Raw genomic sequence first — 15623 nt, 5'->3', positions numbered from 1 at the left:
GCGCTTCGTACTTGCCCGAATCGCCGATCACGCGATCAACCGCGTGGACCAACTCATGCCGTGGGTTGTGGTGGATCAACTTCGCAACCCCGCCTGAACATCACGCACCCGTCGTCAAGACGATGCTCGCGACACGCTTACTCCCATCATCGCCGAGAAGATGGACATCTTGCAGAGCGGTACGCTCGACAGCACCGCACCGCTGCTCAACACGACCATCGCCACGGAAGCCTGGTTGAAGCGCTTCGCTCTGCCGTCGGACGAGGTGACCGAGCAATGGCGCGAATTGCATAAAACGCCTACTGTCAATAGCAGCAAAGCCGCGATCGCAGCCAATCTCACGCGGTTTCGGAAGGCCATGGGACTGCCCGAGCCCATTCCGTCGAACGGGTTCGGATACGACGGGGACACCTCGACAATGTAAAGGGCTTATGTCCGACGGAGATGGAGATGACCATGCCGCGGAAGCTGCGCTATCATTACGAGCAGGGGCTTACGGACCAGCGGTTCAATACTGGATCGAGTTGCAAAAGGCGCCATAGCTCCCGCCATTACCGTAATCGCGATTCAAGCTTAATGACGATGCGCAGACCGATCAAAAATGGCATCGCGCAGCCTTGAGGTAAGCACTCCGCGAAGTGCGTTGCCAACGACGTGGTCTCTTGGTTTTTTGGGAATATGAGTTCAACTCGACCGCCCCCTTTCGAGCCGAAAACTAGTATATTCCCAGCACTTTCCTTGAGGCGACTCTCGTGCCACTTTCATTAAACCTGTCCACCCACGCCTTTAAATTTCTCAACAAATGCAGCGATCTTCTGAAATACCGCCTGCTTTTTGGTCAGGTATTGCGGATTCAGCGGACTCATCTTCGGCAGAACGGCATTGAGCTCAGTGCCATTGTCACTGGCGAACTCCCGCCTGAGTGAAGTGGTGATATAGCGTCGTGCTGCCTCGACGTTCAGGTTCTCGGCGCTGATCAATTCTTGTGCCTCACGCTGCTGTTCCTCTTGGGCAAAGGCAAAGAAGGCGTCCATCACACTGGCCTTGTCGCCAATCTGGTCAAGATCGGTCTGGTTGATGAAGTCCACCAACAAGCCCTCTTTGGCGCGGTTGCCCAGGCTGGCGCGGATCACCCGGCGCACTTCATCCACCAGGTCTGATTTGCTCTTAGTTTTCTTGTTGTGCTCAAAAATCAGCTCCAGAATGTAATCCAAGTTGATTTCCTGCGACTTGAGCAGATCCACCTCAAAGACAACATCATCCCAGTCGATGGCGGATTTTTCCTTCTCGCCGGAAGCTTTTTCCCGACGCAGCCAGTCGCGCACGTCGTTATAGGTCGAACGGTAATCCTGGATTGTCCGCTCGGCGGGGAGCGTGATGGCTTGCAGTGCGGCCAGATCGTCATCGCTCAAATAGTGCTTCGCCTTGAAGGCCTCAACCGCCGCAACGTCATCCAAATCGAGATCTTGCAAGGCCTTCAGGCTGGCGAACTCGTCATAGTTCTGCAGCACGTTCTCGACGCGCAAATACTCGCCAAACAGCTTGGCGAAAGCCTTTTTGTCAGCTTCCTTTTCAATGGCAGCGGGGTCGGGAAAGCGTGCTTCCAGCTCCATCACCACGTCTACAAAGCCACGCCGCGCTTCACCGGTGGCCACATCGGTGTAGCCCTCCATGTATTCCTTGTAGCTCTTCTCCAGCACCACGTTCTTGGTGTTCTTGTCACCAAAAAGGGTGATGGCGTCGATGGTCGCCTGCTCAAGGTCCCGGAAGGACACAATGTTACCGAAGGTTTTAGTGGCATCGAAGATACGGTTCGTGCGCGAGTAGGCCTGCATCAAACCGTGGTAGCGCAGGTTTTTGTCGACAAACAAGGTGTTCAGTGTGGGGGCATCAAAACCTGTCAGAAACATGCCGACCACAATCAGCAAATCAATTTCCTTAGCTTTGACTTGCTTGGCCAAATCACGGTAATAGTTCTGGAAGCCGTTGCTGTCCACGCCGAAGTTCGTTTTGAACAGCGCGTTGTAGTCCGCAATGGCCGTGCTCAAGAACTCCTTAGCGCTGCTGTTCATGGCGGAGACATCGAAGCTTTCGTCTTGAATATCGCCTACGGCGTCCTGCTCCTCGTTGGCCGCAAACGAGAAGATGGTGGCAACTCTCAACGGCTTGTCGCTACTCTTCTGTAGCTCCCTGAAGCACTCGTAGTACAGCTTGGCTGCGTCCACGTTGCTTACCGCGAACATGGCATTAAATCCTTTATTTCCTGATTGCAGGCGGTGAGTTTTTTGCCGGAAGTTGTTCAGGATGTACCGGGTGATTTCGCGAATTCGGTCAGGGTGCAACAAGGCCAGTTTATTTTCCGCAGCGCTAAGCTTTTTCTCGTCCTTTTCGGTTTCAATCAGTTTGAACTGAGGGCGGACATCGTTGTAATCCACCTTGAACTTCAGCACCTTCTCGTCACGAATCGCGTCGGTGATCACATACGAATGCAGTTCACGGCCAAACACGCTAGCCGTGGTGTCGGCGCCCAGCGCGTTCTCGGGGAAGATCGGCGTGCCGGTAAAGCCGAACTGATAGAATTTCTTGAACTTCTTCTTCAGGTTCTTCTGTGCTTCACCAAACTGGCTGCGATGGCACTCGTCAAAAATGAAGACCGCCTGCTTGCCGTAGATGGGCAAGTCGGCTTCGCTCTTCATCAGGTTGTTGAGCTTCTGGATGGTAGTGACGACGATCTTGTTGTCGTCCTTGTCGAGGTTACGCTTCAGGCCAGCAGTGCTGTCCGACCCATTCACACTGTCCGGTGAAAAGCGTTGATATTCCTTCATGGTCTGGTAGTCCAAATCCTTGCGGTCTACCACGAAGAACACCTTGTCGATGAAATCCAAGTCAGTGGCCAGACGTGCCGCCTTGAAACTGGTCAGGGTCTTGCCCGAGCCGGTGGTATGCCAGATGAAGCCACCGCTTTCCGTACGGCTCCAGTTCTTTGCCTGATACGCGCTATTAATCTTCCACAGAATGCGCTCCGTGGCAGCAATCTGGTAGGGGCGCATCACCAGCAACGTATTGCTGACATCAAATACCGAGTAGCGCAGGAGCACATTGAGCAGGGTGTGCTTCTGGAAGAAAGTGGCAGTAAAGTCCTTCAGATCTTTGATCAGACTGTTATCCGCCTTCGCCCAATTCATGGTGAAGTCAAAGCTGTTCTTATTGCGCTGCGTAGTGTTGGCAAAGTAACGGCTATCGGTGCCGTTGGAGATCACGAACAGCTGCAGATACTTGAATAAAGAACGCTCACTGTTGAAGCTTTCCTTGCTGTAGCGATGCACCTGGTTAAAGGCTTCGCGAATCGCTACACCGCGCTTTTTCAGCTCCACTTGAACCAGTGGCAAGCCATTGACCAGAATCGTCACGTCATAGCGATTGGCGTGCGTGCCGGCCTGCTCAAACTGCTTGATCACCTGTACTTTGTTGCGGGCAATGTTATTCTTATCCAGCATGTAGATGTTCTGGATACGACCATCGTCAAACACAAAATCGTGAATGTAATCATCGTGGATCTTCCGGGTCTTTTCGACGATGCCATCGCTGGGCTTGTCCAGCCAGGTCTCGACAAAACGCAGCCACTCTCCATCAGCAAACTGGACGTTGTTGAGCGCTTGCAGCTGCACGCGCACATTGGCTAGCAAGGCATCGGGCGTGTTCAGGCCGGGTGGGTGTTCATAGCCCTGATTGACCAGATCCCGAATGAACTCACGCTCCAGATCGCCTTCGCTTTGATAGCTCTCGGCAGACTGCCATTCCTTGCTGTATTTATCCAGCACGATGAAATTACTGCATTCGGCAATGGGCTTGGTGTAATCAACCATTTTGTTGCTCCTGCTGCCAGTAGCCATAGGTGTTCAGGTTTCTAAGCAGTAGACGAACCATCTCTTTCTCGGGCGGCGTTGGCTCTGCGATCTCTTCGTTTGACAAGGTGTTGTGAGGATAAAAATTCATAATTCGACTTGCGTACGCTTTTTTATCATCCGGCAACAGATCAGACCAACTCCGATATCCAAGGAAGTTGGCAGTCTTTTCATACAAATTACGGAGCAGCGCAAAATGGTAGCGCTGCACGTTGTTCTCCTCTACTGCCTGCTCAATAAGATTCTTAATATGCAGGTGATACGAGAAGCTTTTGTTTGAGTCGCCTTTCTTTTCTTCAATAGAAAATGTCCCATCACCTAATCGGCTCAGAATATATCCAGCCTTCGCGTCGACTTCGTTGTAAAGCACGTTGTAAAACAGCGGGCTATGGGTCGACACAATAAATCTAACATCCGACGCACTTGACTTAATCAATTGCCCCAGGTTTACGGCCAGCTGAATCAGGTGATTCTCATCGAGCGAGCTGACCGGGTCATCAATAAACACATATTCCAGTTGATTGAATTGATCTGTTTCGCGTTCGGTTGGCTCAGCAACATTGAGCACGCCAATCACTTGCTCAAGTAGCGTGTAGAAAATACTCCAGATGAAGTTGCTTTCTTCACCCTTGGAGATTTTCAGATTTCCCGAATGCGTCGCGTCACCGCGCTCCATCGAGAAAGTGACCTCCGAGAAGGCTTTGATGGTTATTTCTTTATCGTCCCGGTCCTTTTCTATTCGCTCCGGATTAAATCGTGGCGTGAGTTTGTCGTTGGTGTAACGCTGAAAGGTCGTGATGACGTTTTGGTCTTGGCCTTGATCCTTCAGCACCCAATCCGTAAAGGTATTAGGCTGAATTTTCAGCTTAGGCTGAGCGTCACCCGCCAAGTCGTTGTCCCAATAGAACAAGTCTTCGGTGAAAGCATTGTAATATATGATTTTGTTGCGCGAAAACTCGGGCTGATCGGCCTCGTCGCCGCCTTCACTGCCTTCGGCTCTCGGAGCAATCAGTTGTTTGAACTCCCGCGAAAGGCGTGTCTTGCCCGTGCCATTAAAGGCGTAGATTAGCTGCACCTTCTTATTGGTGTCTCTCAGCTGTTGGGCGATTTCCGTTAGCGTCTTGCTCATGTCAGGCCGCTACCTCTTCCGGCCTTGGAAAGTCGAGCAGCAAATCACGATAATACTCGTATTGCTTCCGGCGAAGCTCAATTTCGCAGGGTAAGCTCTCACTGACGGAGTTGGCAACAAGTTCGAATTTATCCAAAATGGCGACGATTCGCTTCTTCTCTTCAGGAGAAGGGTTCGGAACGCTGATGGCCTCCAAATTCTTTTTATTTAGCTTTGGTTGAGCGGCACCCGAGATGTAGGGCGTCAAATCGATACTATTTAAATAATATTCCACGTATTTGCGCTCAGCGTGCGTCTCAAATTTAAGCACATGCGCGTGATTGTTCACCCAGCTTTTTCCACCGATACTGAAAGCTATTGGTGTGTTTCGCGCCACCAAATTGGCACCATCTTCGGAAACAAGCAAAAAATCCCCATTAAATATATAATCTCGGACGTAATCGACAATCCCTGATGCGCCGTAGTACGGAATATCACCTGGATCTCTTAACCCACTCGCAATCGGCTTGCGCATAGAGTCAAGGTTCTCCGCAAGCTCGCCCAGTGTCGTCCACTCCGCGTCCCCGTCTTCAGGACTCAACAACTGCTCGCGATAGTAGTTGTATTGTTTTTTGCGGGCGACAAGCTCGGCGGTAAGCTCCGCGGTAAGCTCCGCGGTAAGCTCCGCGAAGGCATCCAGAATGCGGACGATTTCGGCCTGAATTTCAAGCGATCTTTTTTGATTGTCCGGACAGGGGATGGGGATTTGGAAGGCACCCATTACCGCTGAGTTCAAATTGTTTATGGTTGAGCTATTAAGCATTTCGTCAAGATGACTTTGAAAAATGTCGCTCGTTAGAACGTGAAACAAATATCGCGAATTAATCTTGGCGAAACACCTGACAACCCCCATGAACCCACCGAAGTAGCAATCCATGTCGGAATTGACGTAAGCCACCTTCCCGACATGCTCACGACTTCCACTGGCAGCACTTATTAAAATATCGTTTTTGCGAAGCCTTTGCGTGTCTTTTACTTTTGTGTCAAAACTAACCACCTTGATATTATCAAAGTTTAATGAATTATTCGATAAGGTAATGTTATTTGCGCGAAGGACTTTATAGCCTTGGCCATCGGAACTTTCACTTGATTTGTTGTAAGTCAAACCGCGCACATATTCCGCGACGCTTTCCAGCGCCCTCCACTCCACCGCCACTCCATCTAGCAGTTTGTCCAAGAAATTGACGCTACTCATGCCTCCAGCTCCTCGCCTTCGATCTCCGCGACGATGGCATCGATTTCCGCGCGCAGTTTGTCGATTTTTGCCACGCTGTTTTTTAGAGCGGCATTGAGCTGGCCAATGTCCACCACCTCGCGGGTGTTCTTTGCGTCGACGTAGGTGCTGACGGACAGGTTGTAGTCGTTAGCAACCACCTTCTCAAAAGGTACGGATTGGGCAAAGTGTGCCACGTTCGCCTTGCTATCGAACACCTGCATGATTTGCTCGATATGCGTGTCCAGCAGCACGTTGTTATTGGTTTCTTTCTTGAACAGGTCGCCGGCATCAATGAACTGGGTGGTGGTGTCGGTCTTATGTTTGGACAGCACGAGAATATTCACCGCGATAGTGGTACCAAAAAACAGGTTGGGCGCAAGCGAGATCACAGCTTCGACATAGTTGTTATCAACCAGATACTGGCGGATTTTCTGTTCAGCACCGCCTCGATAAAAAATTCCAGGGAAGCAGACAATGGCGGCGCGGCCCTTGCCGGAAAGGTAGCTGAGTGCATGCAACACAAACGCAAAATCGGCCTTGGATTTGGGCGAGAGCACACCGGCCGGGGCAAAGCGTTCATCGTTGATCAGCGTGGGGTCGTCAGAGCCGATCCACTTCACCGAATACGGGGGATTGGAGACGATTGCATCAAAGGGCTTGTCGTCGCCAAAGTGCGGGTCGATCAGAGTGTTGCCTAGCTGGACGTTGAACTTGTCGTAGTTGATGTTGTGCAAGAACATGTTCATCCGCGCCAGGTTGTAGGTGGTGTGGTTGATCTCTTGCCCAAAGAAACCTTCTTCGATGACGTGCGCATCGAAGTGCTTCTTGGCTTGCAACAGCAGCGACCCGGAGCCGCAGGCTGGGTCGTAAATTTTGTTGACGCTGGTTTGCTTGTGCATGGCCAGCTGCGCAATCAGCTTGGATACGTGCTGCGGCGTGAAGAACTCGCCACCGGATTTACCGGCGTTGGCGGCGTAGTTAGAAATAAGAAACTCGTAGGCATCGCCGAATAGGTCAATATGAGCGCTGTCAAAATGACCGAAATCTAGCCCGGCTACACCTTTGAGCACAGCCGCCAGACGAGCGTTTTTGTCTTTGACGGTATTGCCGAGGCGGTTACTGGTGGTGTCGAAGTCGGCAAACAGGCCTTGGATGTCCTGCTCTGAGGGGTACCCGTTAGCGGAGCTTTCGATTGCGGCAAAAATGGCAGCCAGGTCGGTATTGAGGCTCTCGTTGGTATTGGCGCTGGCAGCCAGTGTGGCAAACAGCTGGCTGGGGTAGATGAAATAGCCCTTTGTTTTGATGGCATCGTCTTTGATGTCCGAGGTGATGACGCTGTCGGGCAGTTCGGCGTAATGGACGCTGTCGTCACCGCCTTCGATGTAGCTGGCGAAGTTCTCGCTGATGAAGCGATAGAACAGGGTGCCGAGCACGTATTGCTTGAAATCCCAGCCGTCGACGGCACCGCGGACATCGTTGGCGATTTGCCAAATCTGGCGTTGCAGGGCGGCACGTTGTTGGGTGCTTGTCATAGTACTGTTCCTGTTCCGATATGGTTTACGTGGTCATCCGTTGCAGCTCGAAGCGCGGTAAATCGGGTTGAGTGTGCGGGCTCTGCGCCCACGACACACCGAACGTGGAATTTTACGTCTCAATCGCGATAAATGTAGAAGCGGTACACGTGTCATTGAGCCGTAAGCGAGCCCTCTGTACCGTCTCCACGTTGTGATGGGAAGTCGCCCGCGTGCCCCCCATTTAGTTGCCAGACCCGGAAGTTAACCGTTTGCCAGTGCGCGCCGCCGTCTCACCATTGACGAGCGCCCGTAGCCGACCGATTCTGTTGAAAACCTCGCTTCGCCCCGCAGCCGGACCGAGTCGCGAAAAATCGGCCTCTCGGATCGCGGCACAAACCGCTTGCGAGCATCGGCGAGGGGTAAGAAGGCCCCTGGCAGTCTGGCTTTGCCCGGGCTCGAGGAGTTTTTTAATACAATCGACCCATTGCAGCCATTCGGATTCCGTTGCGCAACGCCTGCTTCGCAGCGCGGCCGTCACCCAAACAGCTGAATGTAGCAGTCCGCACCCAGCGGTCCTGCGCGCATTCACCGACGTCGTATGAGTTAGCTCAGTCGTTGAATCACGTGAGCCCATCATCTGCCAGCAAATCGCTTTGCTTGCCGAGGTACATCGGCTTGTCCGGTCCGCGGTAGCTCGGCAGCCAACGCTTGTCCTTCGGGCCAGTTGGGTGATCATACTCGGTGGACGAAAAGATAAGCTGGGCATCATTTGCCTCGCACATCTTCTCGAGCTCCGTGAGGTAACGGGCCAGGTCGGCAGTGTGGAGTTCTTCCTGCTTCGGAGTGTCGAGGATCATGAAGCGGAATGGACGAGTCTTATCAGACAGATACGCCTCCAGCAGGGCCGCGTGTATGGCGAGGACTAATCTGATCGTCGTGCTACTGCTGCCGCCGCTGCCGATGACATCAAGCGTTTCGCCCCCGAACGTAAAGCGAAGATTCAAGTCAATGTCGACGTTCGTCGACACGTTTTGCGTCTCGAGCGTCTGCATCCACTTCACGGTGAGTTCGCGTAGGGTCAGTCGAAGCTTGTTGAATTCATGGTCAGCTCTGCCGGTGTTCGACAGCCCGTCAATGCGATCTTGGATGCGATCGCGTTCGCGCTCAAGCTTGAATAGCTTTGAGCGCTCTTCCTTCAACCCAGAGATTCGGCCCATTTCGCTCTGCACGCCGACAAGTTGCTTGGTCAAGGCCTGCACAGCTGTCACCAACTGGTCGACGTCCGAGGTATTGGGCGACTCAAGGTTGTCAACTAGCGTCTGGCGCTCCGCGCCTAGCTCCTGAAGCCGCTCCTCCAATTGCTCAACCCGAATCTCGGCACGCTGGCTGTTCCGCTCGAGGTCCTTAATTTGATCCTTGAGATACAGCAGGTTCTTCCCGTACGATTCCGTGCTACCCAGAAACAACCCGCAGTTCGGCGCGCGGCAGATTTCCTGAAACGATGTGAAGACACGCCGAGCCTCTTCGTTCAGCCCGAGGGTCTTGACCTCACCATCAATTTCCGCGCGGATGGTCTCGATGCCAGCGACACGATTCTGCAGTTCGAAGAGCTCTAATTGCCGAGCTCGGATTTGGATGTCCTTCTGACGCAGGAGTTCAGTGAGCGTCGAGTTCGCGGTTCCCCTCGCGTCCACGGACGCACGAAGTCCGTCGATCTGCTGCGTTAGGTTTTCAGCCGTCCGCTGCAGCACAGCTTGGTTTGCATCGCTATCGTCCACGCCGCGACTCTGGTACTCAAGCACACGCTGTGCAGCAACGATCTTACGTGTCTGAGCCTCTAGGGCACTCTTCTCTTCGATAAGGGTCTTCTTGATCTCATAGGAGTGCTTTGGGTTCAGCCCGAAGGCGAACCGCACCATCTCAGCAAATTGGTCTGCGATGAACGTGCTTTGGGCACGGTAGGCAGCTGAATATCCGTAGCCTTGTATGAGGTAGAACAGCGGCAACAGGGTGGCGATGTAGGGCTGTGCCTCCTCGCCCTTTGTCGACACCAGCCGTGGCGGCTTGAGCCCAAGAAGCTGAAACAGCGCGAGCGAGAAGGAACCCTGTGAATAGTGTTCGGTTTGCTCGCCATCGAAATCAATCGTGGCGTAAAACGCCTCGTTCGTCGCGTCGATGGTGCGGCGAATCGTGAGCGGTTTCCCTTCCGACTCGGCGCGCAAGACAACCGCGTTGCATTTCTCAAGGATGTCGGTCCGAAAGTTGTTTGGGAACCCCAGCGCGGACGCAAGCGCACGGACGACAGGGGTCTTCCCGCTGCCGTTGCGCGCGAACAGCATCGTGGTCCTGTAGCCAAACTCCAGGAGCGGGCTTTCCCAACCCACGTCGCCCAGAGATTCGATCTGCAGTGACTTCAGCCTCAATTTACTTCTCCTCTGGCTTTAGCTTCATCCCGGATGTACTGGTAGCTAAGCTCGACGGTTTTCATTGAGAAGGACAAGAGACTCTCCCCCTCGACGGCGCCGTTGTAGACCTTCTTTCCCAAGTCAGTCGCGGCGATTCGGCGTGTCACCTCGTCGATGGTGACTAGCCCCGTCGACTCTAAGAACGTCAACGCCTTGATGGTCCTGATCCGCAGGTTGCCGGACCAGCCAATGTCCTGAGAAGATCCTTTGAAGCCGGCGACAGTCCGCTCCAGACACTCGCCGACCAACTGCCCAATCTCGGGCAGTTGAGGCTTGGACTGAGCCTTCGAGATTGCCAAGATAGTCATGGCGAGCAAGGGCAACTGGAACAGGGCCTCATTGTCGAGCGTGTGCACTGGCGAAGATCCTTCGCCGGAGAGGTTCAGCTTGAGACCAAGCCGCCTAGCTTCGCTGAAGAATTCTGGCGAGTTCATCGCGTTGCTCTCCTAACGACGGCGGCACAGAAGGCTCCGAACACGAGGTCCGTATCTAGTGTCGCGAACTTCTTCGCGATGGGGGAGTCCAGCGTTGCTTGAACGAAGTTCTCAAGGTCTCCCAAGACGCCTCCTCCAAGCAGCCAAGCCTTGCACTTCTTGTCGACTTCATCGAGCAAGACGTTGAACGTGAAGTCCGGGAATGTATGCCGCGCACTTCTAACCCAGACGTCCCAGGCGACCTTCGCTCGCGAGGCCGCCTCTATCATGGATTCAGTGGCACCCGCCTCCTTCAGCTTCCGCTGAAGAATAGACGCCGCTTTGATGGCAGCGGGGTCGCCCCCTTGCTGCAGGGTCTGGTACACCTGGGTGGAAATGCTCAGGACATCAAGTAGGTCTTCTAGGCCGACGCCAGTTGCTAGATCGATGTCTGCCTTGGATAGCCCGCTGATGGGAGAGCAGGACTTTTCCTCGACAAGTGTCACCAAGCTTCTTGCGAGGCGCTCAACCTCGTGTTGATGCAGCTCAATCTCGCTGTGCCTCCAGATAGCGTTGTGCGCGGCAATACTGAACGCTTCGAGCGTGTCGCCGATGTACTGAACGTTCGGCAGCAAGGAGAGCTTCTTTCGAGCCGCATCAATTTGCTCGGATGACAGCGGGGTCTCAGGCGAAACAATTTCAGCAAATTTTTCGATGAGCTGACGGATGTACTTCTTGCTCGACGTACCAGCGGAGAGGTCCGTGACGACATCGTGAACATCGTCGTTGAAGTGAACGTTGCTGAGAACCGTGATTTCACGACACTGGTCGCCAAATTCGACAGTGTGCACGAACAGCTTGCCCGCGATGCTGTCGCGGATCGCCTCCAACTTCTCTTCTGTATCCAGCGCCCCGGTCTTCTTGAGAGAGAACACCTCCGCGACATCCCATTGCTGGTTTGCCTTCCCCTTGGTTTTCACCTGGAAGAAATGGTAGTCGACCACGCCGGCTACGGTTCTGCGCACGACAAAGTCGTCGTGATAATCGCAGTAGACTCGGTCGATCTCCTTGCCGCTCAGGATCTCAAGCGCCGCATAGGCAGCTGCTTGGAACTGCATACGGAACCTTGCAACGGTGTTGCGACCAACTGTCTCGCGCGGCTCTTTTTCATGGATGGAGTCCATGCGTTTCGCTTTGCCCCCGGATTTCGCATGCACGTTTTGTATCACATTTGCACGTACTCGCCCACGGTACGTTTTACCGGTCCAATAGGAAATGTGGCACCGAGTGCTCGTGTACGCGGCGGCACTACGGCCTCGCCCTATCTCGAGGTCGTTTACACCGCGGATCCGGCTCGCTCCGAAGACAATTTTCATACTGTGCAAATATACAGTATTAGCACTGTTGCGGCAGCTCGGAGTATGAGCCAGAAGTCACGCAGCGCACTGGAATCTTTCGTATAGGTACACCGAGGTGCCGTGAGTCGACAGGCCGCTTTGATGCCGACGGTCATCACGTGATAACTCAATGTCCGACTGCTCCCAGCATACAGCTACCGCTAAAACGGCCTCTTTTAGTGAGGGCTCGCGGCCGAGGCCGTGTTAAAACTTGGAACCATCTGATTTTCGGACATCGCTTCACCGTTTGCCGAAGCTGGCGCTGCCCTCGGCATGGTCGCCGGACCAGTCGGCTCGATCCTTGGCGGCCTTGCCGGAAGCCTACTCGGCGCGCTTTTCGGTGGCGCTGCCGGGTGTGCCGCTGGCTCCGCTGTCGGAGAGCGGATCGAGAACGCGTGCTCGACACCTACGTCTGCCTGGAATGCGGCCACACGTTCAGCAAGCCGTCCGCTACCTGATACCCTCCCGCACTCTTTCGCTTCTCGCTCAATGCCTACAGCCCCTCGGGCCTGTAGGCATTTTCGCTTTCTGTTTCCCTCACTCATTTTAGTAAGGATGAAAATTCGTCTCGCATCCAGCATGGCGTATGTCGCCGACACTCCGTGGCACGGGCTGGGTGCGTATCCGGCACCCCTGGCTCCAGTCTGGGCTGTGCTCCAAATTATTTCAATCACATATCACTTCGTTGAAGCTATGGCGGTATGGCTGAAATCGCAGCCATACCACGTAGTTCAATGACATTCACTATGGAGATATGTGGTGACAATTCCATGCCCTAAATGTAACTCCCCTCAAACTGAGGCGCTCGACCGAGCTACGAAGATCGGTGGCGCGGCCGGTGCCATCGCAGGTGCTGCCGGCGGTGCAGCCATGACGTTGGCCAGTGCTGAAACTGGCGCGGCGATCGGCATGTTAGCCGGCCCTGTCGGCGCCGCGCTCGGCGGCCTGACCGGCGCAATCATCGGCGCGCTAATTGGGGGGACGACTGGCTGTGCCGCTGGCGTCGCGCTAGGAGAAACCGTCGATACCCACGTGCTCGACAACTATCGCTGCCTCGACTGCAAGCACACATTCGGTCGCGCCAAGGCATCCGCCTGATCGGGCGGTTTCCGCTTTCCGCTGTCTTTCCCAATTATCAAAGCATCCGTCCGGCCGTGCGCTGGGCTCTATGCCGTTAACCTCAAGGATCGTTTCATGCATCTCGTCAACACGATGGCCTACGTCGGCCAACAGCCGTGGCATGGCCTCGGCAATCAGCTTTCCCCAAAACAACCCATCGAAGTGTGGGCAAAACAGGCCGGCATGGACTGGGCCATCGAATCCGCCGATGTGCGGTTCGTGTCGGGCAACGCCGGAACCAACCTCGGCTCAATCCATGCGTTTCCCGAGCAGAAGGTGCTTTACCGATCGGATACCAAGTCACCGCTGTCGGTCGTATCGTCGCGCTATCAGGTCGTACAACCCAGACAGATTCTGGAGTTTTATCGAGACCTGACGGAGGTCGGCGGTTTCGAGCTGGAAACAGCGGGTGTGCTCAAGGATGGCAAAAAACTGTGGGCGCTCGCTCGCACCGGACAGTCCGCGTCGCTCAAGGGCAAGGACACGGTGAATGGCTATCTCCTGCTCGCCACCGCGTGCGACGGCACGCTCGCGACCACCGCGCAATTCACCAGCGTGCGCGTAGTGTGCAACAACACGTTGCAGATCGCGCTTGGCGATTCCGCAGGTGCCGTGAAAGTGCCGCATCGTTCGCAGTTCGATGCACAAGCCGTGAAGCGCCAACTCGGCATTGCGATCTCCAGCTGGGATGGATTTATGGCACGCATGAAGGCGCTGGCCGACTGCAAGGTCAACGATACGACTGCCGAAACTTTCTTCCGTCGCGTGCTCACCTATTCGGCAAGCGGTACCAATACCGAAATTGCCACAAACGACCGTGCAGTCAAGGCTGCACATGCACTGTACGCCGGACAGGGCATGGGTTCAACGCTTGCATCGGCTTCAGGCACAGCCTTCGGCTTGCTGAACTCGATCACGGAGTTTGTCGATCACCACCGTCGCGCGCGTAGCGATGACCACCGGACAGACGCGGCCTGGTTCGGCGCGGGCGCAACACTGAAACAAAAAGCGTGGGATGAGGCAATGAAACTTGTCGCCTGATCCCCTCTGTTCTTCGCGGCATATCGCCCGGCCGGGATGGCTCCCCGCCGGGCATTTTCATTTTTGGAGATCCAAATGGCATTAGTGGCTGAACAACATCGGCATCGTCCAGCGCTTCGACTTGTCGAGACGAAGGACCTCTCGCGTAACGACTGGCTGGAGGTGAGGAAATCCGGGGTCGGCGGATCGGACGCGGCAGCAGCTGTAGGGCTTTCACCCTACATGAGCCCACTGGAGTTATGGCTGATCAAGACCGGGCGCGATGCGAACCTGCCGAAACCCGATCCGGACGACACAACTGAGCCGGTGTACTGGGGGACGTTGCTCGAACCGATCGTTGCCGCAAGCTACACGAAACAAACCGGAAACCGCGTGCGGCGCGTCAATGCCGTGCTCCGGCATCCGTCAATTCCGTTCATGCTCGCGAACATCGATCGTGAAGTCGTCGGCAACCGCGATGTCTCGATTCTGGAATGCAAAACTGCGGGGGAGTTCGGTGCACGCCTCTGGCGCGACGGTGTACCGGAATATGTGCAGATTCAGGTACAGCACCAGCTCGCGGTGACGGGCAAACAGGCAGCGGATGTCGCCGTGCTGCTCTGTGGCCAGAAACTCGAAGTGCATCGCGTCAAGCGCGACGATGTCCTGATCGCGCAACTGATCGAACTTGAAGCGGATTTCTGGAGATTCGTCGGGACCGATACGCCACCACCAGCCGACGGCTCGGAGTCCTCCGATCGAGCACTGCGGCACCTCTATCCCGGCAACGGCGGCACGGTCGACTTCACAGACGACCGGCGGCTTTCGTCGGTGTTCGCTGACCTTGTGGCGGTTCGCGCACAGATCGAGGCTCAGCAAGCGATCGAAGCCCAGTTAAAGCAAGCGATCCAGCAGGCGATGGGCGAGGCCACTCGCGCGGTGTTCGAGACCGGTCACGTCTCGTTCAAGCGCAGCCGAGATTCATCCACCGTCGACCTGGCACGGCTGCTCGCCGATCACCCCGAGTTCGAGCGGCAATACGCCGGATCGAGGCCCGGTTCGCGCCGCTTTCTCGTTTCCACCTGATCGGAGTTAGGCCGTGACGAATCTCGAATGCCTCGCGCAGATCATGACTTTCTCTCGGTACGGCGCGCTCGCGCAAGCGTTCGTCATGGACGCACTGAGCAAACAGGCCGAGCACATCGCCCAGATGCCGTTTGAACAGTTGGAGGAGAAATTCGGCAATCTCCCGATGATCGGCGCCAACGCTTGGCAGCTTGTCGCCAAAGAGATTCACGAAAAGCTCGAGGCTCACTTTGCTCAGTAGCGGCCCGCCAAGCGATTTGCACCGGCAACCGGACGCGATGACTCCATCATCGCGCCCTCGTTCACCTTTCCATTCTGAG

General features: G+C 54.9%; 11 protein-coding genes and 1 pseudogene. 5 read left to right on the top strand and 7 right to left on the bottom strand.

Features of this window, described 5'->3' with window-relative positions:
* Positions 1 to 136: 136 nt before the first annotated feature.
* A pseudogene (locus ACTHN9_RS08935) lies at positions 137 to 424 on the top strand (hypothetical protein); the annotation flags it as partial.
* Positions 425 to 764: 340 nt separating this feature from the next.
* On the opposite strand, the gene ACTHN9_RS08930 reads toward ACTHN9_RS08935, so the two are convergent.
* The 7 genes from ACTHN9_RS08930 to ACTHN9_RS08900 all read right to left on the bottom strand — a co-directional run bounded on the left by ACTHN9_RS08930 (position 765) and on the right by ACTHN9_RS08900 (position 11865).
* A complete protein-coding gene (locus ACTHN9_RS08930) occupies positions 765 to 3866 on the bottom strand; it encodes an HsdR family type I site-specific deoxyribonuclease (protein WP_440536393.1) in 3102 nt (1033 codons plus the stop codon).
* Positions 3859 to 5034 carry an anticodon nuclease gene (locus ACTHN9_RS08925; protein ID WP_440536392.1) on the bottom strand — a complete coding sequence of 392 codons (1176 nt, stop codon included), beginning with the start codon at positions 5032 to 5034 and terminating at the stop codon, positions 3859 to 3861. Before ACTHN9_RS08925 ends, ACTHN9_RS08930 begins: the two co-directional genes overlap by 8 nt.
* Position 5035: 1 nt before the next feature.
* Positions 5036 to 6268 (bottom strand): restriction endonuclease subunit S, encoded by a 1233-nt coding sequence (locus ACTHN9_RS08920; protein ID WP_440536391.1) that lies wholly within the window; start codon positions 6266 to 6268, stop codon positions 5036 to 5038.
* The gene (locus tag ACTHN9_RS08915) at positions 6265 to 7821 is read right to left on the bottom strand and encodes a type I restriction-modification system subunit M (RefSeq protein WP_440536390.1); all 1557 of its coding nucleotides are present in this window, start codon (positions 7819 to 7821) and stop codon (positions 6265 to 6267) included. Before ACTHN9_RS08915 ends, ACTHN9_RS08920 begins: the two co-directional genes overlap by 4 nt.
* Positions 7822 to 8423: 602 nt before the next feature.
* The gene (locus ACTHN9_RS08910) at positions 8424 to 10226 is read right to left on the bottom strand and encodes a hypothetical protein (RefSeq protein WP_440536389.1); all 1803 of its coding nucleotides are present in this window, start codon (positions 10224 to 10226) and stop codon (positions 8424 to 8426) included.
* Positions 10223 to 10702 (bottom strand): hypothetical protein, encoded by a 480-nt coding sequence (locus ACTHN9_RS08905; protein ID WP_107310669.1) that lies wholly within the window; start codon positions 10700 to 10702, stop codon positions 10223 to 10225. The genes ACTHN9_RS08910 and ACTHN9_RS08905 overlap by 4 nt, the downstream gene beginning before the upstream one ends.
* Complete coding sequence (locus tag ACTHN9_RS08900; protein WP_440536388.1) at positions 10699 to 11865, bottom strand: dsDNA nuclease domain-containing protein; 1167 nt, start codon at positions 11863 to 11865, stop codon at positions 10699 to 10701. Before ACTHN9_RS08900 ends, ACTHN9_RS08905 begins: the two co-directional genes overlap by 4 nt.
* A 1083-nt stretch (positions 11866 to 12948) precedes the next feature.
* Between ACTHN9_RS08900 and ACTHN9_RS08895 the strand changes: the two genes are divergently transcribed.
* The 4 genes from ACTHN9_RS08895 to ACTHN9_RS08880 all read left to right on the top strand — a co-directional run bounded on the left by ACTHN9_RS08895 (position 12949) and on the right by ACTHN9_RS08880 (position 15544).
* A complete protein-coding gene (locus tag ACTHN9_RS08895) occupies positions 12949 to 13176 on the top strand; it encodes a hypothetical protein (RefSeq protein WP_440536387.1) in 228 nt (75 codons plus the stop codon).
* A gap of 96 nt (positions 13177 to 13272) precedes the next feature.
* Positions 13273 to 14238, top strand: coding sequence for a DUF932 domain-containing protein (locus ACTHN9_RS08890; protein ID WP_440536386.1), 966 nt, complete (start codon positions 13273 to 13275; stop codon positions 14236 to 14238).
* Positions 14239 to 14313: 75 nt separating this feature from the next.
* Entirely contained in the window at positions 14314 to 15303 is a 990-nt protein-coding gene (locus tag ACTHN9_RS08885) for a YqaJ viral recombinase family protein (RefSeq protein WP_440536399.1), read from the top strand.
* Between the two features lie 13 nt (positions 15304 to 15316).
* On the top strand, positions 15317 to 15544 hold the full coding sequence (locus ACTHN9_RS08880; protein WP_440536385.1) for a hypothetical protein: 228 nt from the start codon (positions 15317 to 15319) through the stop codon (positions 15542 to 15544).
* Positions 15545 to 15623 lie beyond the last annotated feature (79 nt).

It is taken from the genome of Trinickia sp. (genome assembly GCF_051953405.1).
Lineage (GTDB): Bacteria > Pseudomonadota > Gammaproteobacteria > Burkholderiales > Burkholderiaceae > Trinickia.
This window is presented reverse-complemented; position numbering and strand designations above follow the sequence as displayed.

Coding starts and splice junctions, on each gene's coding strand:
- ACTHN9_RS08915 (WP_440536390.1), bottom strand. CDS start 7,821: ATGACAAGCACCCAACAACGTGCCGCCCTGCAACGCCAGATTTGGCAA.
- ACTHN9_RS08925 (WP_440536392.1), bottom strand. CDS start 5,034: ATGAGCAAGACGCTAACGGAAATCGCCCAACAGCTGAGAGACACCAAT.
- ACTHN9_RS08930 (WP_440536393.1), bottom strand. CDS start 3,866: ATGGTTGATTACACCAAGCCCATTGCCGAATGCAGTAATTTCATCGTG.
- ACTHN9_RS08920 (WP_440536391.1), bottom strand. CDS start 6,268: ATGAGTAGCGTCAATTTCTTGGACAAACTGCTAGATGGAGTGGCGGTG.
- ACTHN9_RS08885 (WP_440536399.1), top strand. CDS start 14,314: ATGGCATTAGTGGCTGAACAACATCGGCATCGTCCAGCGCTTCGACTT.
- ACTHN9_RS08905 (WP_107310669.1), bottom strand. CDS start 10,702: ATGAACTCGCCAGAATTCTTCAGCGAAGCTAGGCGGCTTGGTCTCAAG.
- ACTHN9_RS08890 (WP_440536386.1), top strand. CDS start 13,273: ATGCATCTCGTCAACACGATGGCCTACGTCGGCCAACAGCCGTGGCAT.
- ACTHN9_RS08900 (WP_440536388.1), bottom strand. CDS start 11,865: ATGGACTCCATCCATGAAAAAGAGCCGCGCGAGACAGTTGGTCGCAAC.
- ACTHN9_RS08895 (WP_440536387.1), top strand. CDS start 12,949: ATGACGTTGGCCAGTGCTGAAACTGGCGCGGCGATCGGCATGTTAGCC.